Origin of the sequence: Actinocatenispora thailandica (assembly GCF_016865425.1) — a bacterium.
Lineage (GTDB): Bacteria > Actinomycetota > Actinomycetes > Mycobacteriales > Micromonosporaceae > Actinocatenispora > Actinocatenispora thailandica.
Map to the genome: position 1 here is coordinate 5450657 of NZ_AP023355.1, position 22134 is coordinate 5472790.

The following is a 22134-nucleotide window of genomic DNA, read 5'->3' on the forward strand; positions in this document are numbered from 1 at the left end:
CACGGAGGCACCACCATGAAGTACATGCTGATCATGCGGGCGGACGACACGGCGCTCGGGCAGATGGCCGGTACCGACTTCACCGAGATGCTGGCCACCATCGGCCGGTACAACGAGGAGATGATCCGCGCCGGGGTGCTGCTGGCCATGGAGGGGCTGGCCGACGCCGCGGAAGGGGTGGTCGTCGACTACTCGACCGAGCCGCCGCTGGTCACCGACGGGCCGTACGGGGAGACCAAGGAGCTGTTCGGCGGCTTCTACCTGCTCAACGTCGCGTCCAAGGAGGAAGCGGTCGAGTGGGCCAAGCGGTCCCCGGTCACCGGTCCCGGCTTCAAGACCGAGATCCGCCGGGTGCCGACCATCGACGAGTTCCCGCAGGACAACGAGTGGATCAAGCGGGAGCGGGCCTGGCGCGAGTCCACCGGCCAGCTCTGAGCGGCGGTCGGGTGCGGGCAGGCCGAGGGGGACACGATGAGCGAGGCGAGCGGCCGGGAGGCGGTGGCCGCGGTGTGGCGGATCGAGTCCGCCCGCATCGTGGGCGCGCTCGCCCGCTACACCGGCGACTTCGCGCTGGCCGAGGACCTGGCGCAGGAGGCGCTGGCCGAGGCGCTGGTGACCTGGCCGCGCGACGGCGTGCCGCGGCATCCGGCGGGTTGGCTGCTCACGGTCGGGCGGCGGCGGGCGATCGACGCGTACCGCCGCCGCGCGGCCCTGGACGACCGGTACGCCGCCCTCGCCCGCGATCTGGGCGAGGGTGGCACCGCGTCCGGCCCGGTACCGGGCGATCCGGCCCGGGACGGTGACGACGTGCTGTGGGACCCGGACCGCATCGACGACGACACCCTGGCGCTGATGTTCGTCGCCTGCCACCCGGTGCTGTCCCGGGAGGCCCGGGTGGCACTGACGCTGCGCGTGCTCGGCGGCCTGACCAGCGACGAGATCGCGAAGGCGAGCCTGGTACCGACCGCGACCGTGCAGGCCCGGATCACCCGGGCGAAGAAGACGCTCGGCGCGGCCCGGGTGCCGTTCGCGGTCCCGCCGCCGGCCGAACGGGCCCAGCGGCTCGGCTCGGTGCTCAACGTCGTCTACCTGATCTTCACCGAGGGCTCGTCGGCCAGTTCGGGCAGCGAGGCGATCCGGTTCGACCTGGCCGGCGAGGCGCAGCGGCTGGCCCGCATCCTGTCCCGGCTGATGCCGGACGAACCGGAGGTGCACGGCCTGCTCGCGCTGCTGGAACTGACCGCGGCACGGTTTCCGGCCCGTACCGGTCCGGACGGCCGGCCGGTGCTGCTCGAACAGCAGGACCGCCGCCGCTGGGACCGTGCCGCGATCCGCCGTGGCCGGGCGGCGCTGGCCCGCGCCGGGCGCGCCGGCCGCGGGCTCGGTGGGTACGGGTTGCAGGCCGCGATCGCCGAGTGCCATGCGGTCGCCGACTCGGTCGCCACCACGGACTGGCCGCGCATCGTCCTGCTCTACGAGGCGCTCGGCCGGCTGGCGCCCTCGCCGGTGGTCGAACTCAACCGCGCGGTCGCGGTGTGCATGACCGACGGCCCGGCGGCAGCATTGTCCATTGTGGACGAATTGGCCGGCGCGGGCGCGCTCGCCGGCTCCCACCTGCTGCCCAGCGTCCGCGGCGAGCTGCTCGCCCGCCTCGGCCGTACCGACGAGGCCCGCGCCGCACTGCGGCTCGCCGTGCAGCGCTGCGACAACGACGCCGAACGCACCGTACTGTCCGGCAAGCTCGCCGCCCTCGACTGAACCGCCGCACTGCCGCGCGCGGCAGCACAGCCGAGCCCGGCCCGGCCTGCCGAGTGCCGCCCGGTCACGTCGAAGTCCCGCCTCCGTTGGCACGAAACGGAATCCGGAATTCGCGGCGCGCCGCATCCGGGGACCGAAGCCACCCGGGTGCGGCGCGCCGGCCGGCTCAGCGGCCGGTGGCGCCGTCCAGTTGCTCGCGGAGGATGTCGGCGTGACCGGCATGCCGCGCCGTCTCCTCGATCATGTGGGTGAGGATCCAGCGCAACGTCCGGTCCGGATGCTGGCCGTTACGTCGGGCGGAGCGCGCCGACAGATCCGGGCTGGCTGCGACGATCGCGTTCGAATGGGCGATCGCCCGCCGGTAACCGGCGGCCACCCGTTCCGGTGTGTCACCGGGTCCCAGCGCCATGCCCAGATCGGGATAGGCGATGTCCTCACCGGCATAGGACCAGGCGAACCAGCCGGTCTCGGCTCCGGCCAGGTGTCGCACCAGGCCGAGCACGCTGGTACCGGACGGCACTCCCGGCGCGGCGGCCTGCTCGGCGGTCAGCCCGTCCAGCTTCGCCAACACCGACGCCCGCACGTAGTCGAGAAACGCGACGAGCGTGTCCCGCTCGCCGGACTCGACCGACGGCGGCCACTGATCACCCTGCACTGCGGAACCGGCCATACCACGGAACCCTATCGGCCGCTCCGGCGTGCCCCACCCGCCATGTGAGCAAGCCGACGAGTGGGCACCGTGCCGTGCGGCCGCAGCGCACCGTCCGGAAGGCTCGCCTCGCGGCGCGGCGCGGGCGATCCGTCCCGGCCGGCGGGTCAGGTGACCAGGCCGTGCCGGTAGGCGTAGACGACGGCCTGGACCCGGTCGCGCAGGCCGAGCTTGGTCAGGATCCGGGAGACGAACGTCTTGACCGTCTCCTGGCTGATCCGCAGCGTCGCGGCGATCTCGGAGTTGGACAACCCGTCCGCGATCAGCCGCAGCACCTCCAGCTCGCGCGGCGTCAGCGGCCGGTCCGGTGCGGCGCCATCCACCGGGCGGATCCGCGCCGCGTACCGGCCGACGAGCTGGCGGGTCACCTCCGGATCCAGCAGCGCGGCCCCGCTCGCCACGGTACGGATGCCGTGCAGCAGCTGGGCCGGCGGCGCGTCCTTGAGCAGGAACCCGCTGGCCCCGGCCCGCAGCGCCTGGTAGACGTACTCGTCCAGGTTGAACGTGGTCACCACGAGCACCTTCACCGGCTGCTCGACACCGGCGCCTGCGAGCAGCCGGGTGGCCGCGATACCGTCGAGCACCGGCATCCGGACGTCCATCACCACCACGTCGGGACGCAGCCGGCCGGCGAGCTCGACCGCGGCCCTGCCGTCGCCGCACTCGCCGACCATGGCCAGGTCCGGCTGCGCGTCGATGATCGTCGCCAGCCCGGTGCGGATGAGCACCTGGTCGTCGCAGACCAGTACCCGGATCGGCGCGGTCACGACGCCTTCCCCACCGGGATCCGCGCCGACACCCGGAAACCGCCGTCCGACCGGGCGCCGGCGTCGAACTCGCCGCCGAGCACGTCCACCCGCTCGCGCAGACCGGCCAGCCCCCGACCACCGGCCGGGAACCCCGGCGTGGCACCGCCCGCCGGCAGTCGCGGCCCGTCGCTGCCTGCCGGCACCGTCGCCGTGCCGACCCGGACCCGCTCGGCGGCCGGGCGCGCGGTCGCCTCGTCCGCGGCCGGCGTTTCCGGCCCGTCCGTCGTGACCAGCACACCGATCTCCCGTTCGCCGTGGTGCACCCGCACCACGGTCCGCCGCCCGTGCGCGTACTTCAGGGCGTTGGTCAGCGCCTCCTGCACCACCCGGTACGCCACCAGGTCGGCGCTGCCGGTCGACTCGGCCGGCGTACCCACCTCGTCGAACGTCACCGGCTGACCCGCCTGGCGGGTCTGTTCGACCAGCGTACGCAGCCGCCCCACGGTCGGCGTGCGCGCCTCGACGTCGTGCTCCGGGTCGAGCAGATCCAGCAGGTGCCGCAGGTCGGTGATGGCCCGCCGGCCGGTGTCGGAGACCGCGCCGAGCGTCTCCTCCAGCCGTTCCGGCGCCGCGGTCAGATAGCGCGCCGCCTCGGCCTGCACCACCATCGCCGTCACGTGATGGGTGACCACGTCGTGCAGTTCCCGCGCGATCCGGATCCGTTCCGCGGTCCGGGTGTCCGCGGCGACGCGGTCGCGCCGCTCGGCCTCGGCCAGCCGGGCGGTCCGCCACCAGGCGCCGATCCCCCAGCACAACGCCAACGCCAGGTAGAAGGCGGCGAACTCGGTCACGGTCTCGCCGGTACCGACCCGGTCCAGCGCCACCGCGAGCGCCACGAAGCCCGCCGAACCGGCCAGCACCGTGGTACGCCGCAGGCGATCCAGCGCGGCACCGACCCCGATCAGCGCGAACGGCAGCGCGGTACCGGCCACCGTGTGGTACCCGCGCAGTTGGTCGAGCGCGAACCCGACGGACACCAGCGCCAGGCTCGCCAGCGGCCAGCGGCGCCGGCTGATCAGCGGCAGGCACTGCAACGCGACCGCGAGCAGCGCCCACAGGTCGAACCGGTGCGTCGGCACGCCGCCGAGCCGGGTGCCGTAGTGGTGGAACTCCGGGACCAGCGACGCGACGAACAGCGCGAGCGCGAGCGGCACGTACCAGACCGCGGCGCCGATGCGGCGCCACGGTCCGGGGATTCGCGGTAGAGCGATCACTGCGAAAGTGTAGGAACGGCGTCGAGGGTCGCGAGCCGGGCCGCCCGCGCCTTCCGCGGCACCAGCTTCCCCCGCCGCCACGCGACGAGCAGGAACACGACCGCGGTGCCCACACAGCACAGGATCGAGTACAGGCTGCCCTCGGGGCCGAACTCGCCGCCGGTGATCAGCGCCGGGCCGTGCATCGTGGCGTCCAGCAGCCCCTGGTTGCCGCCGTTGCCGGAGACCTCGGTACTGAAGATGGCGGCTTCGGCGTAGTTCCAGCCGAAGTGCAGCCCGATCGGTACCCACAGCTTGCGGGTTGCGACGTACGCGGCGGTCAGCATGCCGCCCGCCTCGACCACGATCGCCGCCGCCCCCACAGGCTCGCGTCCGGGTTCGCCAGGTGGTAGGCGCCGAACAGCAGGCCGGAGATCAGCATCGCGAGCCAGGTGCCGGTGCCCCGCTCCAGCGCTCGGAACAGCACGCCGCGAAACATCAGCTCCTCGGTCACCGCGGCCGCCGCCATGTAGCCGACCAGCCCGATCATCGCCTGGTGCAGCCCCACGCCGTGCGCCCGGTAGTAACCCAGGAACCAGATGTTCGCGATGACGCAGCCGAACACCACGACACCGATGGCCGTGCCGAGCAGCAGCCCCGGTACCAGGCCCCGGGCGCCGGCCTCGACCACCCGGCGACGTTCGGTCAGCCGGACCAGTCCCTTGTAGACGAACAGCGCGGCGACGGCGCTGCCGACACCGACGGCGAGCATGAGCCACGGGTTCTTCTGTACCGCGGTGATCGCCTGGCCACCGGCGGCGGCCACCACCACCACGGCGACCAGCTGCAGGACGGTCCTGAAGAACAGTTTCACGACGACTCCTCACCGGAACGCGCGGCCAATGCGCCGCAACCGCCCGGAACGCTACGGAGCGGACCGGTCGGAATCGTCACCATCGAGCGGACACTTCCAGGTAGCTCGCGCGGGGGACGCGACATCGGCTCGACCGGGCCGCCGGCGGTTGATCTGCCGGTCGCGGCACGGAGTCGAGACCAACCATGTCGGCAGGCCGCAACCGGCTGGCCTCAGCCCCGCTCCGGCGGCGCCGCCAGCAGGTCCCGGGCCCGCATCAGGGCGAACCCGAGCAGGTTGGTACCCGGCCAGCGCCTCGGATCGGTGGCCCGCTCGTCGGTGGCCGCGACGCCGGCACCCCAGATCCGGTCGTACGAGCTGGCCTCGACCAGCACCCGCGGCGCGGTGCCGAGCAGGAACCCACGCAGTGCCGGGTCCTGACCGAACTTCGCGACGTTCCCGTCGACCACCAGCTCGACGCGGTGCGCCGCCCAGGTCGCCTGGTCGAAGTCGCGGACCGTGCGGCCCAGCTTCTTCGCCTCGGCCGGTGTCCGCGCCGCCAGGATCCGCGCCGCCGCGTCGTCGTCACCGAACAGCCTGGCCTTGCCCGCCATCATCCAGTGCTCGGCCGAGGCGTAGTCGACACCGTCCACAGTGAACAGAGTGGGCCACCACTGGCTCAGGCAGCCCTTCCCGACCGCGCCGCCGCGGTCCGGTCGATGGCCCCAGAACACCAGCCACTTCGGTGTCGCGCCCGCGTCGAGCGCCGCCACCAGTTCCGTCACGCTGCGCGCATCCGCAGCCGAGATCGCCGTCACCCGGCCATCCTGCCAACCCGACCCGTCCTCGGGCCACGGTCGGGTCGAAGCCGGCACCGAACGGTGCGAAGCGGCCGGATGGCACAGAAAGACGGCGGTCGGTCGAGTGACCGAAGCGCGCCGTCCTGAGCCATTCTAACAGGCAGAACGGCCGGTTCCGGCGCTGTCCGACGGAATGGTGAGGCAGTCGGCAGATGATGGGCGGATCGCGCCGCCACGCGTTAGCTTAGGCCCTCGGCTCGGGTTCACGGTGCGCGCTGCCCTCGCGGCTGCCGCAGCGTCGACCGGCCGGTAGATCTCCCCGGGGCGAAGGTGGCAGGCGCGTGGCAGACAGGGACCGATCGACGGTGGCAGAGCAACCGGCACCCGACGCCGTCCGGGACGCGGACGGCGGTACCGGCGGGGCCGCGTCCGGCCCCGCTGCGGGCGCCGACACCGGTGCGGCGGCCCTGGCGGTCGAGCAGCGCCACCTCGACCGGCTGTACCGGCGGCTCGACGAACTGCGCGGTGACGCGCAGGGGCGGCTGTCCGGGGCGCTGCGGCAGACCGGGAGCACCCCGTCCGAGCGGGCCGAGCGAGAGAGCATGGTCCGGGACGCGAACGACCAGGTCGCCATGCTCGGCGCGGTCGAGCAGGGGCTGTGTTTCGGCCGGCTCGACTTCGAGGCCGACGAGCCGCCCCGCTACGTCGGCCGGATCGGGATGTTCGACGAGGCCAACGGGTACGAGCCGCTGCTGGTCGACTGGCGCGCACCGGCCGCCCGGCCGTTCTACCTGGCCACCGCCGCCGCCCCGGAGGGCGTCCGCCGCCGCCGGCACCTGGACACCCGCGGTCGCCGGGTCGTCGAGGTCACCGACGAGGTGCTCGACCTCGACGACGCCGCTCACGCCGGGCACGAGGGGCTGACCGGCGAGGCGACGCTGCTCGCCGCGCTGTCCCGCAGCCGCACCGGGCGGATGCGCGACATCGTCGACACCATCCAGGCCGAGCAGGACGCGGTGATCCGGGCGCCGCTGGCCGGCATGCTGGTCGTCCAGGGCGGCCCCGGTACCGGCAAGACCGCGGTGGCGTTGCACCGCGCCGCGTACCTGCTCTACACCTACCGGGAACAGCTGACCCGGCAGGGCGTGCTGCTGGTCGGTCCACATCGGACGTTCCTGCGCTACATCGAGCACGTGCTGCCGGCGCTGGCCGAGACCGGCGTGCTGGCCCGCACCGTCGGGGAGCTGTTCCCCGGGGTGCGCGCCACCGCCGAGGAGACCGCCGAGGCCGGCCTGGTCAAGGGCGCGACGTCGATGGTCGACGTGCTGCGCGCCGCCGTCGCCGACCGGCAGCGGGTACCGGACGAGCCGGTGGAGGTGCGCATCGACGACAGCCACCAGGGGTTCGGCTTCCAGCACGACACCGTGGTGCTGGAGCCGGAGACCATCGCGGCGGCCCGGGACCGCGCCCGCCGCACCACCCGGCCGCACAACCTGGCCCGCGAGGTGTTCGTCGCCGAGGTCGTCGACGCGCTCGGCTGGCAGGTCGCGCAGCGCCTCGGCGACGACCCGTACGCGGATCTCGCGCTCGGCGGCAACGACGCGCCCGGCGAGGGCGCGTTGCTGCTCAACGAGGGCGACGTGGCCGAGATCCGTCGGGAACTCGCCACCGACGTTCAGCTCGCCGCCGCACTGGACGAGCTGTGGCCGACGCTCACCCCGCAGCAGCTGCTCACCGACCTGTACGCGTCCGACGACCGGCTCGCCGCTGCCGCGCCCGACCTGCCCGAGCAGCAGCGCGCGCTGCTGCGCCGCGAGCCCGGGGCGGCGTGGACCGTCTCCGACGTACCGCTGCTGGACGAGGCGGCCGAGCTGCTCGGCGCCGACGACCGGGCCCGTCGGGCACGCGAGGAACGCGCCCGCCGCCGCCGGATCGAGTACGCGGAGGGCGTGCTGGAGGTCGCCGCGGGCTCCATGTCGCAGGAGTTCGAGGACGAGGAGACCGAGGTCCTGGAGGTCACCGACGCGCTGACCGCCGAGCAGCTCGCCGAGCGGCAGGTGGAGGCCGACCGGCGTACCGCGGCCGAGCGGGCGGCGGTCGACCGGCAGTGGACGTTCGGGCACGTGATCGTGGACGAGGCGCAGGAACTGTCGCCGATGGCGTGGCGGGCGCTGATGCGCCGCTGCCCGACCCGGTCGTTGACCGTCGTCGGTGACGTGGCGCAGACCGCCGACGAGTCCGGCACCCGCACCTGGGCCGACACGTTCGCGCCCTATGTGGACGGTCGGCTGCGCACCGCGGAGCTGGCCACCAGCTACCGCACCCCGGCGGAGATCCTCACGGTGGCGGCCCGGCTGCTCGCCCACATCGACCCGACGCTGACCCCGCCACGCGCGGTCCGCGACACCGGTGACGAGCCGTGGTTCCGTTGCGTACCCGGCGATCTGATCGCCACCGAGGTCGCGGACACGGTGCGCGTCGAGGCCGCCGCCGTGGGCGACGGGCGGGTCGGCGTGATCGTACCGGCCGGGCGGGCCGACGCGGTCGCGGCGGCGGTGCGCGCGGTCGCGCCGGACGCGGCGAGCGGCGACGACGCCGACCTGGAGCGCGGCGTCGCGGTGCTGACCGCACGGCAGGCCAAGGGGCTGGAGTTCGACACCGTACTGGTGGTGGCACCGGACGAGATCGTCACCGAGTCGCGGCGCGGCTACTCCGATCTGTACGTGGCGCTGACCCGGACCACCAACCGGCTCGGCGTTATCCACAGTGGACAGTTGCCGCCGGGCCTGGCGGCCTGACCGGTGGCGCCGCGGGCCGGCCCCGGCGCCGCCGGCTCAGCGGCGCGATCGCGCGGACCGGCCGGCGGCCAGCAACCCGGCGGTCGCCAGCAGCGCCGCGACCAGGCCGGCGACCATGATGTGATCCGCCGGCACGGCCAGGCTGGGATCTTCCGGGTTCTCCACGGCGACCACCGCGAACACCGCCGCGGAGCTGGCGCCGTACAGCAGCGCGGTGCCGAGGACGGCGACCGGCGGCCCGGCACGCCCACCGCGGCTGCCACGCCACGCCGTCAGGCCCGCGACCGTGCCGCACACCAGCAGGAACGGCACCGGTAGGGCGCCTCCGCCGGCGAGGTCGTCGTCGCCGTACACCAGGTACGCGAGGGGGTCGCAGGCCGCCGCGGCAGCGAGCAGCACGCCGCCGGCGACACCCAACCGGGTCGGCGTCGCTCCCGGCTGAGCCCGCCGCGCGGTGTCGAAGACCGCGTACCCCCCGATGACCAGTGCGGCGACCGCGACCGGTATCGGCAGCCGCCCGTCCTGACCGAGGACGCTGTCGACCCTGGCGCAGACGGTCAGACCGAGCAGCAGCAGGATCACCGGCGGCCACCACGGCCACCGGGCCGTACCGACCGGCGCGGCGTGCTCCGGCACCGCCCGCCCGGCGCCTCCCACCACCCCGGCGCCGGGGGCCGAGCCGCCCGCCGCCCGAACGGGGGCCGCCGGCAACGATCCGATCGGTACCGCGGCCGGCCCCGCCGGCGCCGCGACCGGGATCGACGTGCCGCGCCCGCCGCCGGGCACCGCGGTGCCGGCCAGCTCGGCGCCCGGAGCCACGCCGGTCGGGCTGGCGGCGGGCGCCGCGGCGGCGAGCAGACCGCCCTCGGCGACGACCAGCTCGGGTTGGTCGAGCATCGTGGGGGCGACCCCGATGGTCTGGTGCAGCAGCGTCGCGACCAGCGGCGTCCGGGACGCGCCGCCGACCAGGACGATGCCGGCAAGCTCGGTCGGGGTGGTGCCGGCCCGGCCGATGAGCCCGGCGGCCAGCCCCGCGCTGCGCACCAACACCGGTCCGGCGGCCCGCTCGAACCGCTCCCGCCCCACGGGCGCGTCGATCCCCAGCGCCGGCAGGTGCAGCTGCGTGCCGGCCCGCCGGGACAGCAGTTCCCGCGCCGCGCGGGCGTCGTCCCACAACAGGCGGAAGTACCGACGGTCCGGCCCGCTCGTCGGTGCGGTCATCGCCCGCCAGCGGTCGAGCTGGGCCGCCGGCACCGCCTCGGCCACCATCGTCACGACGATCTCGTCCAGGTCGGCGCCGCCCAGGTCGTCGATGCCGTCGACGGCCAGGACCGTGCCGTCGTCGGCGATGACCGACACGTCGCAGGTGCCGGCGCCGAGGTCGTACACGACGAGCGGGCCGGCCGGGCAGTCGGACAGGTTGCGAAAGTAGCGGGCAGCCGCGACCGGCTCGGGCACCAGGATGGGTTCCGGCAGCCCGGCCCGGCGTGCCGCCTCGACCAGGACGCCGCGGCGGGTCGCCGGCCAGCCGGCCGGATGCGTGACGGTGACCGTGTCGGGTGCCGCCCCGGTCGCTTCGGTCGCGGCGTCGGTGACCAGCCGCAGCGTGACGGCCACCGCATCGACGACCGGGTACGCCCGGTCGCCGAGCAGCATCTCGATCTGGCCGATGCGACGTTTCGGTGTCGGCTCGTAACGCTCCGGATGCACCCGGGCCAGGTGTTGCGCCTCCTGCCCGCCGACCAGCGCCCCGTCCGCGTCGGCGCAGACCGCGGACGGCAGCAGCGGCGAGGAGTCGAACAGCAGCAGGCGGTCGCGCCCGTCGGGCTCCCGCATCGCGGCGACCGTGCTGGACGACCCGTAATCCACCGAGAGAACGCGACCTGCCATGGCGCGCAGCCTATCGGGTCGTGGCGAAGGCTCGGCGCCGCGACCGCCGGCCACCGATCCGCCCGCAACGGTCGCTCGACGGCCCCGTAGACAGCGACACGACCGGCTGCTGTCGTTCCCCGGCAACCGAACCAGCACCATCCACAGTGGACACAGTGGGAACCAGGTGTCGCGGCCGGGTCACCGCACGGCGACGATCGCCGAGCCACCGCACGGCGGCCGGCGCGCCGAGCCGGGTCAGAGGGTGGCGGTCAGCTCGTCGAGCATCGCCGCGGTGAAACCCAGGCCGATCGACAGGTGGCCCTCGCCGGACAGCAGGTGCGCGCGGGCACCCGGAACGTGCGCCGCGAGCCACTCCCCGTGCGCGAAGGGCACCATCAGGTCCTCGCTGCCCTGCCACACCGACACCGGCACCGTGATCGACTCCAGCGCGAAGCCCCACGGCGTGACGAACGCGAGGTCGTCGTCGACCCAACCGTCGACGCCGGACCGCATCCCCTCGCGGAACCCGGCCGCCAGGTCCTCGCCGTACTCGTCGGTGAGCACCGCCCGGTCGACCGGCGGCAGCAGCGTCGACATCCCGGCGATCAGCCCGTCGGCGTCGGCGTCGGCCAGGTCGGCGGCCTCGGCTTCCAGGTAGGGCCGTAGCGCCGACTCGCCCCGCAGCGCGGCGTCGTTCTCCTCGACGTTCTGCTCGCCGGCACCGGCGTCGAAGTCCAGCCCCTCCGCGTCGTACGGGGCGACCGAGGCGATGCTCAGCACCCCGGCGACGCGATCGGCCAGCAGCGCGCCGGTGGCCAGCGCGTGCGGGCCGCCGCCGGACCAGCCCGCCGTCACGCACCGCTCCGCGCCGAGCCGGTCCAGGATCGCCGCGACGTCACCCGCGATGTCCGCCACGTTGCGGCCGGCGCGCCGGGTCGATCCGCCGTACCCGGCCCGGGAGTACGTGACGAGCCGCAGCCCCCGGTCGTGCACCGCGCGGGCGAACGCCCGTACCGGGACCGCCGAACCGGGGGTGCCGTGATGGAAGACGAGCGGAACGCCGTCGGCCGGGCCGGTGACGTCGACATCGAGGGTTCGGCCGTCGGGCAGTCGCCAGGGTTCGGTCATCCGGCGATTCTCGCAGCCGCCGGACCCGCGGGGGTGTCTGTCGGGTCACGAACCGGGACCCGGGTCGGGCGTCAGCGGGCGAAGATCTGCGACTCGTCGGTGAACGACTTGAACTCCAGCGCGTTGCCGGCCGGGTCGTGCAGGAACATCGTCCACTGCTCGCCGGGGCGGCCCGGGAACCGCAGGTACGGCTCGATGACGAACTCGACGCCGGCCGCGCGCAGCCGCTCCGCCAACTGGTGGAACTCGTCCGCGGGCAGGATCAGCCCGAAGTGCGGCACCGGTACCCGGTGCTCGTCCACCTCGCTGCGGCCGGCCGGGCCGGTGGCATCGGGTACCAGGTGGGTGACCAACTGGTGGCCGTACAGGTCCCAGTCGATCCAGTGGTCGCTGTCGCGACCCTGCGGCAGGCCGAGCACCTCGCCGTAGAAGCGGCGGGCGGCGGCCAGGTCGTCGACCGGGATGGCGAGGTGGAAACCGGGGCGGTGCGATGCGGGCATGACCAGATCATCGCAGCCGGTGGGCGCCCGGCAGTACCGGACGGCGTACCCGCGTCGGGAAGTCACCGCGGCGTTCCCGACCAGTACCGGACCCCATGTTCGAAGAACATCGAACATTGCTCTATGTTTAGTTCCATGATTCTCGAACATCGCCGCAGTGTGGTGCTGCTCGCGCTGATCGCGGCGTTCATGGTCTTCGTCGACGGGACGATCGTCACCATCGCCCTCCCCGAGCTCGCCACCCAGCTCGATGCCTCCCGCCGCGAACTGGAATGGTCGGTCAACGCGTACACGCTGTCGTTCGCCGCGACGATGCTCGCCGCCGGGGCCGTCACCGACGTGCTCGGCGCCAAGCGCACCTTCGTCGCCGGCCTGCTGGTCTTCGGTACGTCCTCCGCGATCTGCACCGCCGCCGGATCGATGGTCGCGCTGGACCTCGCCCGGCTGGCCCAGGGTGCCGGCGCGGCACTGCTGCTGCCCAGCGCGCTGGTGCTGGCGACCGCGTCCGCACCGGACGAACGAGCCCGGCACCGGCTCATCGGCGCCTGGACCGCCGCCGGCGGCGTCGGCATGGCGGCCGGCCCGCTGCTCGGCGGCGTGCTGGTCGCCACCGCCGGCTGGCGCGCGGTCTTCGCGGTCAACGTGGTCATCGCCGTCCCGGCCGTGGCCTGGAGCCTGCGCTCGATGCCCGCCGTACCGCGCCGCGACCGGCGCTTCGACACGGCCGGGATGATCGCCGCGACCGCGCTGATCGGTGGGCTGGTCTTCGCCTGCATCGAGGCGCCGGCACGGGGCTGGTCCAGCCCCACCGTGCTGGCCGCGATGGTCCTGGCGCTGGCCGGACTGGCCGGCTTCGTCCGGGCCGAGCGAACAGTCCGCACCCCGTTGCTGCCGCCCGGGGTGTACACCGATCGCCGCTTCACGGCCAGCACGGGCCAGGGCGCGCTGTTCAACTTCACCTTCTACGGCCTGCTGTTCGCGATGAGCCTGCTGCTCCAGCAGGGGCGCGGGCTCGACCCGCTGCGCAGCGGCCTGCTCTTCCTGCCGCTGACCGGCCTCATCTCGCTCGGCAGCCTGTGCGCGGCGCCGCTCGCCCAGCGACTCGGCCGCCGCGGGGTGCTCTACCTCGGTCAGGCGGGGCTGACCGGCGCCCTGCTCGCGGTCGCCTGGGCGAGCACCGCAGCCGGACTCTGGCCGCTGGTGGCCGCCCTGCTGCCGGCCGGCTTCTTCGCCGGGATGCTGGTACCGACCATGACCGCGCAGTCGATCGCCGCGGTGCCGCCCGACCTGCACGGTGCGGCAGCCGCGGCCTTCAACACGTCCCGGCAGCTCGGCGCCGCGCTCGGGGTCGCCACCTTCGGCCCGCTGCTCGGTTCCCGGCACGACCTCACCGGTGGCTTCGTGACCTGCGTGAGCGTCGGCGCGGCGGCCACCGCGGTCGCGCTGCTGCTGACCATACTGGCGCGCCCGGCGACGGTACCGGCACCGGTCGGCTCCGGCCGGTGACGGACACCCGGCGCCACCGACCGGTTCCGCGCACCGGAGCCGGCGGCCCGGCGCTGGCAGCAGACCACGCCGGGCGGCACCGCCAGCCGGCCCCGGGCACGCGCCCGCGGGACGGCGCGGATCGCCGTCCCGCGGCTGCGGTCAGCCGAGCTGGCCGGCCTGGTAGCTGCCGCCGACCTGGCGGGTGATCACGTTGAGCCGGTTGAACGTGTTGATCAGCGCGATCTGCGCGACCAGCGCCGCCAGCTGCTCCTCGTCGTAGTGCTTGGCCGCGTTCTGCCAGGCGTCCTCGTCGACACCGGCGCCGTCGGCCAGCCGGGTGCCCTGCTCGGCGAGTTCCAGCGCGGCACGCTCGGGCTCGGTGAACACGCTCGCCTCCCGCCAGCAGGCGACCAGGTTCAGCCGTACCGAGGTCTCCCCCGCCGCGATGGCCTCCTTGGTGTGCATGTCGAGGCAGGGTGCGCAGCCGTTGATCTGGCTGGCCCGGATGTCGACCAGGTTCAGCGTCGCCTGCGGTACCGACGATGCGGTGACGGCGCGGTGCGACGCGACCAGGTGCTTGACGAGCTTCGGGCCGAGTTCGGTGGCCATGACGTCGAGTCGAGCCTGCATGGTGATCTCCTCGTATCGGTGCTGCTTCACCTACCCGACGACGCAGCGCCCCGAGAGGTAACACCGAACCGCCGGTGACGGCCGGCGGTTCGCGCGACCGGCCCACGCCGAGGACGGCGGCGGCGCGATCGGGAGGCGCCGCCTCCGCTCTCGGGGTCGATTCCCATCCCCGGCAAAAGGTAATATGCCGGCACTCGGGGACGGGCAGGAGGACCAAGCATGAGAAGGCTCAGAATGGTCATCGGCGCGACCGTCGCGGCCGTGGCAGTGGCCACCGTTGCCAGCGCCGGCCAGGTCTCGGCCGAGAGCGCCAACGGCGACCTCGGCTCGACGAGCGCCACCCGAAGCGCCTCGGTTGCCCGCCCCGCGGCCAGCACCGGCTACTTCAACACCTACACCACCGTCGCGACGCTCGGTAACGCGAACAGTTGCTACGCGGCCGAGGGGTTCGCGGTCGGCTCCAGCTACACCTACGCGGTGAAGATCAACGGCGACGAGAGCAAGGCGGTCATCTACCGCACCAGGATGAGCGACGGCACCACCACGCTGATGAAGAACGGCGACAACGGAACGAGCTACGCCAGCTACCTCGGTCACGCGAACGACGTCGTGCTCAGTTCCAACGACGGCAACTACTACATGTTCGTCGTGACGATGAAGGCCGGCAGCACCAGCGTGGTGAAGCTGAAGTACGTGAGCACCACCTACTACAAGGTGGGCAGCTACACGATCAAGTACAACGGCGTGAACAAGTCCATGTCCGGGGTGAAGATCACCAGCAAGACCGCGAGCACCATCAACTTCCTGTTCAAGAGCGGCCGGACCTTCTACCGGGGCGCCCTGGGTCTGACCGCGACCAGCGGCACCATCAACCTGACCGCCGGCTTCACCCTGGACGTCGCCGACGCGCTGGTGAACGGCAAGACCGTCCCCGACATCACCTCGTACGCGAACCAGGGCTTCGGCTACCACAGCAACACGGTCTATTTTCCGATGACCCACGAGAACGTCAGCGTCGTGCTCGTCTATCGCAACATCTCCAGTGCGAGTGGCACCATCCGGTCGGCCGACGACCTGTCCTTCCGGATCACCTCCAGCGCCTATCCGGATCTCTTCGAGATCGAGAGCGTCGGAATCGGCGCCGGCAGCCACCTCTGGTTCAGCACCAACCGCAGGAAAGCTGCCGGCGACACCGCGCACGACGGCGTGCACTACTTCAACGGCTACACCGCCTGATCGTTCCCCGGCTCCGGCCCGAGCCGCCGTCGCCCCCGGCCGGCCCGGCCGGCCCGACCGGGGCGGTCCGGCAGGTCCGGCGCCCGGTGCCACCGGCCGGGGCGACGGCCGGTGCTACCGGCCGGGGGCGTCGATCGAGGCCAGCAGGGCGGGGTCGTTGACGGAAAGGATCTCGACCAGCCGGCCGTCGGCGACCGTACAGGCCATCACGCCGATCAGCGTGCCGCTCGGCCCGCGTACCACGATGCCGGGCTCGCCGTTGACCAGCGCGCGGCGGGCGTCCACCGCGGCCCGGGCACCGAGCTGGGCGCGCTCGGCGACCTCGGCCGCGCCGCGCCGGACCAGCACCCCGCGGGCGGTGTGCGCCGTCCACCGCACGTCCGGATCGAGTACCCGCAGCAGCCCGTCGAAGTCGCCGGCCCGCGAGGCGGCCAGGAACGCGTCCACGACCTCCCGCTGCCGCTGCCGGTCGTCGCTCGGCCGGGCGGTGCCCTGCACCTTGCGGCGGGCCCGGCTGGCCAGCATCTTCGCCGCGTCCGGGGACCGGTCGAGGACCCGGCCGACCTCGTCGAAGGGCACCGCGAACATGTCGTGCAGCACGAACGCCAGCCGTTCCGCCGGCCCGAGCGTGTCGAGCACCACCAGCAGCGCCAACCCGACGGACTCGGCCAGTACCGCCTCGTCCGCCGGCTGCGCGCCGTCGTCCTCGGTCACCACGAAGTCGGGCAGCTGGTGCTCGTACGACACCTCGGGGTGCGTTCTGCGGGAGCGCAGCAGATCGATGCAGATCCGGCCGACCACGGTGGTCAGCCAGCCGGCCAGGTTGTCGATCGCGGCGGCGTCCTGGCGGTTGAGCCGCAGCCACGCCTCCTGCACGGCATCCTCGGCGTCGCTGCGCGACCCGAGCATCCGGTACGCGACCGCCACCAGCCGTCCCCGCTGCTGTTCGAATGCCGCCGCAAGCGTCTCCGGCCCCGTTGCTGCCATGGTGCTACCTTCCTGCACACGCTCCGTCATGACCATGACGGGTACCGGCCCGCCAGGGTAACGAAGTCGCCGGGGGCGAATCCTTTCCCGGCGCCGGGCGCTCTTGTCCCGGACGGATCGAACGCGGGTCGAGGGCGGCTCGCACGGTGCACGGGAGGCGGCGTTGGCCGGGCCGGGATGGGCAAGCAGGCAGGTGATCGAGGCCGCGCAGGCCGGGGACCTCGACTCGCTCACCGCCGTGGTGCACGGCGCCCACCCGCACGTCCGGCGCTTCGCCCAGCACCTGTGCGCCACCAGCCAGGACGCGGAGGACGCGGCGCAGGAGGCGCTGCTCGTGCTGTACCGCAAGATCGGCACCCTGCGCACCACCGCGGCCCTCACGTCGTGGATGTTCCGGATCGTCCGGAACGAGTGCCTGCGCCGCGCCCGGTCGTGGCGCCGTGAGGTCCCGGCCGAGGCCGCCGACCGGCCCGCGCCGGTCGGATCGGCCGAGGAGGAGGCGCTGGACCGGCTCGACGCCGCGCGGGTCGCCGCGGCGATCCGGGCGCTGCCGGAGACCCAGCGCCGGGTACTGGTGCTGCGCGACGTGCTGGGCCACCCGGGACGCGCGGTCGCCGAGTCGCTCGGGCTGAGTACCGCGGCGATGAAGTCCCAGCTGCACCGGGCGCGTACGGCGGTGCGCCGGGAGCTGCGCGACACCGGCATCGGCGCCGGGCGCGGCTGACCGTACCGATCCGTCGTCGTACCAGGGCCGCCGCCCGCATCTGGTGGCGGACCCCCATCGAGGGAAGGAATCTCGCGATGCTCGCCATCGGATCGCCGGCCCCGGATCTGGAGTTCCAGGACACCACCGGCCGCCCCGTCCGCCTCTCGGACCATCGCGGTCACCCGGTCCTGCTGTACTTCCTGCGGTCCAGTACCTGCCCGGTGTGCAACCGGCACGTCCGGGACCTGGCCGCCAACGCGGCGCGGCTGGCCGACGTCCGCATCCTGCTGGTGGTACCCGAGGACCGCAGCACGGCCGCGGCCTGGCGGGCCCGCCGCGACGTCGGGTTCCCGGTGCTCGTCGGCCGCGGCGACCACCCGCACCAGCGGGTCGGCCTGGGCCGCCGGGTCTTCGGCAGCATCCAGCAGTCCGGCACGGTACTGCTGGACGCGGCCGGTGCGGTTCGGCACGTGCGCGCCGCCACCGTACCGACCGGCGGGTACGACCGGGCCGCCATCCTCGCCGCGGTCGACGCGCTGCGCACCGACACCACCGGGGCGCCGGGCAATGCGGTCTGCTAGAACGGCGGGGTGCACAGCTCCGAGTGGTCCGACCTGCCCCAGCCGGCCCGCGGCATCGCCGAGGCGACCACCGCCGCGGTGGCCGCGGCCGGCGACACCGACGCCGAGTCGTACCAGCTCGCGACGGCGCGGTTGGCCGGCCAGCACGCCGAGCAGGTCGGCATCGTGGCCGGTGAGACGGTGCGGCTGCTGCTGGAGGAGCGGTACCCGGACGGGCTGACCGGCGACGACCTGCGCGCCGTGCTGACCGGGTGCGCCGCCGCGGCCGGCTGGTACCCGGAGTTCGACCCGACCGTGGCGATGACGCTGATCGCCGGCGCGCTGGGCGTGCACGAGGCCGACGGCGAACCGTTGCCGCTGGCCGCCGCCGAGGTGGCCGGGCACGGTCCGCTGCTGATCGCGGAGCTGGCCACCGGGGCGCCGCACCCGCTCGGCAGCTACCTGCGGGCCGCGCTGGCCGAGATCGCCCGTACCGAGACGATGGACTGACGCCGGGCGACCGGCAGCGGTTCAGCGGCGCGACGGCGGGGCCATCGGTACCAGGCCCAGATCGGCGACCTGGCGCCCGCCCCGCCGCGCGTCCTCCCCGCCGGCCAGCACCAGGGTGCGGGCCACCTGGTAGCGGCAGCCGGCGGCCTCGAACGCGGCGGCCGTGCCGAGCAGCCGGTCCCGGTCGCCGGCCAGCAGCGCCGCGGCCCGGTCCACCAGCGCACCGGCCACCGGGTTGCCCGCCACGACCGCGGCGGCCGCAGCCACCCGGTCGGGCGCGGCGGGATCGCCGGCCAGCACCGCCGCCTCGGCGCGCAGCGCCACGTACCAGTGCAGCCAGATCCAGGTGACCCACTTCCACACCTCGGCCGGCTCCGGCGCGGTGCGGTCGGCCGCACCGGCCGGGTCGCCCTCGTGCAGCAACCGCAGCGCGTCGAAGACCGCGCCGTAGCCGTAGGTGTGTTCCGGCGGCGTACCGAGCCGGTCCCGGATCGCCTCCCACTCGCGCCGGCTTGCCTCGTCACCGCGCAGCGCGTGGATGGTCGCCACCGCGGTCGCCGCCGGGCTGTACGCGGCGGCAGCCGGGCTGCCGGCGCGCCGCCAGGCCTCCCGGAACCGGACGCTGCCGGTACCCACCTCGGGCACGTTGCCGGCCAACGCGTCGGCGACCAGCAGCCACCCGGTCGCGCGGTGGCCGACCTCGGCCAGCAGCGGATGCTCGGCCAGCTGCCGGCCCCAGCGGTGCGCGCCGGCCAGGTCACCGACACCCAGGCTGGTCTCGACCGCCATGCCCAGCGCGTCGACCAGCTCGCGCACGCTCTCCGGCGTCACCGGTACCGCGCGCAGCAGCGTGCAGCGCCGCCGCGCCGTGGCCGCGGTACCGAACGTGTCGCCGGCCCAGCTCTGCGCCCCGGTCAGCGCGTCCAGCGCGGCCGACTCGGCGATCGGGTCACCGGTACGGCGGGCCAGCGTCACCGCCCGCTCGGCGGCGGCGATCGTGTCGGTCACCGCGTTGTCGGGCGGCCCCTGGGCAGCGCCGAACGCGTCCGCCAACACCCCCGCCTCGGCCAGCGCCACCGCCGCCCGCGCCGCCGGATCGGCGCCGGCCAGCTGCCGCGCCTCGGCCAGCAGCTCCCGTACCTCCGGCTGCGGCGGCAGCCGCTCGAACTTGGTGGAGAACCGGTACGCGCAGGTCGCCGCGGTCGCCAGGTCCCTGGCCGCGGCCGCGTGATCACCGGCCCGCCGGGCGGCGTCGGCGGCGGCCCGGTGCAGCCGGTACTCGTCGTCGCCGCGGGTGCGGCAGCCCGCCACCGCCGCGGCCCGGCGCAGCATCGGCGCCGCCCGCGCGGGATCGCCGGCCAGCGCCGCCGCCTGCTCGTACCGGTCCTGCGACTCGCCCGTCAGGGTGCGGGTGAACGCCAGCTCCGCGAGCCGGCTGGCCAGCAGGTACGCCTCGGCCCGCAGCTCGGGCCGACCGACCGCCCAGCCGAGCCCGGCCCGCAGCTCGTCGGCCGCCGCGTCGAACCGGGCACGCCAGTCCTCGCCGGCCGTCGCCAGCTCCGCGGCGACCGCCAGGCACCAGCGCAGCTGCCGGGTCCGGGTGCCGGCGTCCTCACCGGCCGCCGCGAGCCGCTCGGTGCCGTACTGCCGGATCGTCTCCGGCGCCCGGTAGCGGGTGCCGGCCGGCGCGACCGACACCACCAGCAGGCTCTGCTCGGCGAGCCGGGCCAGCCCGTCGGCCGCGGCACCGACCTCGACGCCGGCGATGTCGGCCGCTGCGGCCACCGTGAACGGCGCCACGAACACCGACACCCGGCGCAGCAACGCCTGGCCGTCCGGGTCCAGCAGCTGGTGGCTCCAGTCCAGCGCGGCCCGCACCGAACGGTGCCGGTCGTGCGCGCGGGAACCGCCGGCCAGCGCCCGCAGCGGGTCGGCCAGCGCGGCCGTCAACCCGTCCGGCCCGAGCGCCGGCCACCGCGCCGCGGCCAGCTCGATCGCCAGCGCCATCCCGTCCAGCCGACCGCAGATCGCGGCGATCGCGTCCCGTACCGCCGGGTCGGGCCGCGCGCCGGCCGCCGCCGCCCGGTCGAGGAACAGTGCCACCGCCTCCGACTCACCGGCGCCGGACAGCGACAGCGGCGGCACCGGGTACGGGTGCTCGAACGGCACCAGCAGCCGCGCCCGGCTGGTGGCGAGCACCCTGACCTGCGGGCACGCCGCGAGCAGCCGGTCGGCGAAGTCCGCCACCCCGTCGCGTACCTGCTCGCAGTTGTCCAGGACCAGCAGCGCCTGCCGGTCGGCCAACGCCGCGAACACCGACTCGGCCATGCCGCGACCCGGCTGCTCGCCGAGCCCGAGCGCAGCGGCGACCGCAGCGGCCACCATCCGCGGGTCGCCGGTGGGCGCCAGGTCGACGAACCAGACGCCGTCCCGGTACGAACCGGCGACATCGGCCGCGACCGCGAGCGCCAGCCGGGTCTTGCCGACGCCGCCGGCACCGAGCGCGGTGACCTGCCGGTGCGTCGCGATCAGCCCGGCCAGCTCGGCCCGTTCGGCGGCCCGCCCGACGAACGAGGTCGCCGGCGCCGGAAGCGCCGGGCCCCGCCGGGCCGATTCGGCCGCGCGCCGGGCCAGCGCCCGCCGGTCCGGCGCGCCCAGCTTGCGCAACAGCGAGGAGACGTGACTTTCCACGGTACGCACCGAAATGAACAGCCGTGCCCCGATCTCGGCGTTGCTCAGGTGCTCCCCGATCAGCTGCAACACCTCGGTTTCCCGGGCCGAGACCTCCACCGGCGCGCTCACACCGGCCATTGTCCCGTACCGCTCCGTGGCCGATCCGTGCTCAGCACGGATGTGCGTGGCCCGCAACGACGAGAGGCTGGGGGCACGTCACCGATCACCCGCGCGGGACGTGACCCCGAGCATCGCTTCGAGCAGAAAGAGCCTGTCATGACCGCGATTCACAGCCTGACCCTCGACGTCGCAGACCCCGACGCCGCCGCCGCGTTCTACGCCGCCGCGTTCGGCCTGGGCGACCGGATCCGGGTACGGGAGGGGCAGCCGGCCACGACCGGGTTCCGCGGCTTCGCGGTCTCGCTGGTGGTGGCGCAGCCGAGCACCGTGGACAGCCTGGCGGGTACCGCCCTGGACGGCGGCGCCACCGCGCTGAAACCCGCCGCCAGGAGCTTCTGGGGCTACGGCGCGGTGCTGCGCGACCCGTACGGCACGATCTGGAAGATCGCCTCGTCGGCCAAGAAGGACACCGGCCCGGCCAGTCGCGAGGTCGACGACGTGGTGCTGCTGCTCGGCGTCACCGACGTGGCCGCCAGCAAGCGGTACTACGTCGAGCGCGGCCTGCCGGTGACGAAGAGCTACGGCCGCAAGTACGTCGAGTTCGGCACCGCGCCGATCAAGCTGGCGATGTACAGCCGGCGGGCCGCGGCCAAGGACCTCGGCGTCGACGCCGCCGGTAGCGGTGCGCACCGCCTCACCATCGGCGGCGACGCCGGCGGCTTCGCCGACCCGGACGGTTTCGGCTGGGCGGCGGCCACGACCGCCGCACCGGCCCGGGAGCGCTGAACCGCGTCGCCGGCCGGC

At 74.4% G+C, this 22134-nt stretch carries 21 protein-coding genes; 9 read left to right on the forward strand and 12 right to left on the reverse strand.

Translation table 11 applies throughout. The annotated features are described in order from the left end of the window. The first annotated feature begins 15 nt into the window (after window positions 1-15). The gene (locus Athai_RS24165; RefSeq protein ID WP_203963621.1) at window positions 16-435 is read left to right on the forward strand and encodes a YciI family protein; all 420 of its coding nucleotides are present in this window, start codon (window positions 16-18) and stop codon (window positions 433-435) included. A 36-nt stretch (window positions 436-471) separates the two neighbouring features. After that, window positions 472-1758, forward strand: a complete 1287-nt coding sequence (locus Athai_RS24170) for an RNA polymerase sigma factor (RefSeq protein WP_203963622.1) — start codon at window positions 472-474, stop codon at window positions 1756-1758. Window positions 1759-1924: 166 nt separating this feature from the next. Here Athai_RS24170 and Athai_RS24175 read toward each other — a convergent pair whose 3' ends face one another. The 6 genes from Athai_RS24175 to Athai_RS24195 form a co-directional block, all read right to left on the reverse strand. Beyond that, the gene (locus Athai_RS24175; protein WP_203963623.1) at window positions 1925-2428 is read right to left on the reverse strand and encodes a DinB family protein; all 504 of its coding nucleotides are present in this window, start codon (window positions 2426-2428) and stop codon (window positions 1925-1927) included. Window positions 2429-2574: 146 nt separating this feature from the next. Then, window positions 2575-3234 carry a response regulator gene (locus Athai_RS24180; RefSeq protein WP_203963624.1) on the reverse strand — a complete coding sequence of 220 codons (660 nt, stop codon included), beginning with the start codon at window positions 3232-3234 and terminating at the stop codon, window positions 2575-2577. Beyond that, window positions 3231-4490 (reverse strand): sensor histidine kinase, encoded by a 1260-nt coding sequence (locus Athai_RS24185; RefSeq protein ID WP_203963625.1) that lies wholly within the window; start codon window positions 4488-4490, stop codon window positions 3231-3233. The genes Athai_RS24180 and Athai_RS24185 overlap by 4 nt, the downstream gene beginning before the upstream one ends. Further along, on the reverse strand, window positions 4487-4816 hold the full coding sequence (locus Athai_RS35120) for a hypothetical protein (protein ID WP_338028156.1): 330 nt from the start codon (window positions 4814-4816) through the stop codon (window positions 4487-4489). Before Athai_RS35120 ends, Athai_RS24185 begins: the two co-directional genes overlap by 4 nt. Then, window positions 4810-5343, reverse strand: a complete 534-nt coding sequence (locus Athai_RS35125; RefSeq protein WP_338028157.1) for a CPBP family intramembrane glutamic endopeptidase — start codon at window positions 5341-5343, stop codon at window positions 4810-4812. Before Athai_RS35125 ends, Athai_RS35120 begins: the two co-directional genes overlap by 7 nt. A gap of 212 nt (window positions 5344-5555) precedes the next feature. Next, window positions 5556-6140 carry an NADAR family protein gene (locus Athai_RS24195; RefSeq protein ID WP_420829798.1) on the reverse strand — a complete coding sequence of 195 codons (585 nt, stop codon included), beginning with the start codon at window positions 6138-6140 and terminating at the stop codon, window positions 5556-5558. 449 nt (window positions 6141-6589) lie between these two features. Between Athai_RS24195 and Athai_RS24200 the strand changes: the two genes are divergently transcribed. Then, entirely contained in the window at window positions 6590-8920 is a 2331-nt protein-coding gene (locus Athai_RS24200) for a HelD family protein (protein ID WP_203966107.1), read from the forward strand. Window positions 8921-8956: 36 nt separating this feature from the next. On the opposite strand, the gene Athai_RS24205 is transcribed toward Athai_RS24200, so the two are convergent. The 3 genes from Athai_RS24205 to Athai_RS24215 all read right to left on the reverse strand — a co-directional run bounded on the left by Athai_RS24205 (window position 8957) and on the right by Athai_RS24215 (window position 12420). Continuing rightward, window positions 8957-10810, reverse strand: coding sequence for an Hsp70 family protein (locus Athai_RS24205; RefSeq protein WP_203963626.1), 1854 nt, complete (start codon window positions 10808-10810; stop codon window positions 8957-8959). A gap of 237 nt (window positions 10811-11047) precedes the next feature. Beyond that, window positions 11048-11920, reverse strand: coding sequence for an alpha/beta fold hydrolase (locus tag Athai_RS24210; RefSeq protein ID WP_203963627.1), 873 nt, complete (start codon window positions 11918-11920; stop codon window positions 11048-11050). 71 nt (window positions 11921-11991) lie between these two features. Continuing rightward, entirely contained in the window at window positions 11992-12420 is a 429-nt protein-coding gene (locus tag Athai_RS24215; RefSeq protein ID WP_203963628.1) for a VOC family protein, read from the reverse strand. Window positions 12421-12555: 135 nt separating this feature from the next. On the opposite strand from Athai_RS24215, the gene Athai_RS24220 reads away from it, so the two are divergent. After that, the gene (locus Athai_RS24220) at window positions 12556-13926 is read left to right on the forward strand and encodes an MFS transporter (protein ID WP_203963629.1); all 1371 of its coding nucleotides are present in this window, start codon (window positions 12556-12558) and stop codon (window positions 13924-13926) included. 141 nt (window positions 13927-14067) lie between these two features. Here Athai_RS24220 and Athai_RS24225 read toward each other — a convergent pair whose 3' ends face one another. Next, the gene (locus tag Athai_RS24225; protein ID WP_203966109.1) at window positions 14068-14538 is read right to left on the reverse strand and encodes a carboxymuconolactone decarboxylase family protein; all 471 of its coding nucleotides are present in this window, start codon (window positions 14536-14538) and stop codon (window positions 14068-14070) included. A gap of 219 nt (window positions 14539-14757) precedes the next feature. On the opposite strand from Athai_RS24225, the gene Athai_RS24230 reads away from it, so the two are divergent. Beyond that, entirely contained in the window at window positions 14758-15774 is a 1017-nt protein-coding gene (locus tag Athai_RS24230) for a hypothetical protein (protein ID WP_203963630.1), read from the forward strand. 114 nt (window positions 15775-15888) lie between these two features. Here Athai_RS24230 and Athai_RS24235 read toward each other — a convergent pair whose 3' ends face one another. After that, entirely contained in the window at window positions 15889-16761 is an 873-nt protein-coding gene (locus Athai_RS24235; RefSeq protein ID WP_203963631.1) for a sigma-70 family RNA polymerase sigma factor, read from the reverse strand. 193 nt (window positions 16762-16954) lie between these two features. On the opposite strand from Athai_RS24235, the gene Athai_RS24240 reads away from it, so the two are divergent. The 3 genes from Athai_RS24240 to Athai_RS24250 all read left to right on the forward strand — a co-directional run bounded on the left by Athai_RS24240 (window position 16955) and on the right by Athai_RS24250 (window position 18537). Beyond that, complete coding sequence (locus Athai_RS24240; protein ID WP_239157133.1) at window positions 16955-17485, forward strand: RNA polymerase sigma factor; 531 nt, start codon at window positions 16955-16957, stop codon at window positions 17483-17485. Window positions 17486-17562: 77 nt separating this feature from the next. Continuing rightward, window positions 17563-18048 (forward strand): peroxiredoxin family protein, encoded by a 486-nt coding sequence (locus tag Athai_RS24245; RefSeq protein WP_203963633.1) that lies wholly within the window; start codon window positions 17563-17565, stop codon window positions 18046-18048. Between the two features lie 9 nt (window positions 18049-18057). Further along, entirely contained in the window at window positions 18058-18537 is a 480-nt protein-coding gene (locus Athai_RS24250; protein ID WP_203963634.1) for a hypothetical protein, read from the forward strand. Window positions 18538-18558: 21 nt separating this feature from the next. Here the strand turns inward: Athai_RS24250 and Athai_RS24255 are convergent, their stop codons facing one another. Beyond that, the gene (locus Athai_RS24255) at window positions 18559-21339 is read right to left on the reverse strand and encodes an ATP-binding protein (protein ID WP_239157134.1); all 2781 of its coding nucleotides are present in this window, start codon (window positions 21337-21339) and stop codon (window positions 18559-18561) included. A 147-nt stretch (window positions 21340-21486) separates the two neighbouring features. Here Athai_RS24255 and Athai_RS24260 point away from each other — a divergent pair, with 147 nt between their 5' ends. Next, window positions 21487-22116: a VOC family protein gene (locus Athai_RS24260; protein ID WP_203963636.1), complete on the forward strand. Its 630-nt coding sequence runs from the start codon at window positions 21487-21489 to the stop codon at window positions 22114-22116. The last annotated feature ends 18 nt before the right edge of the window (window positions 22117-22134 follow it).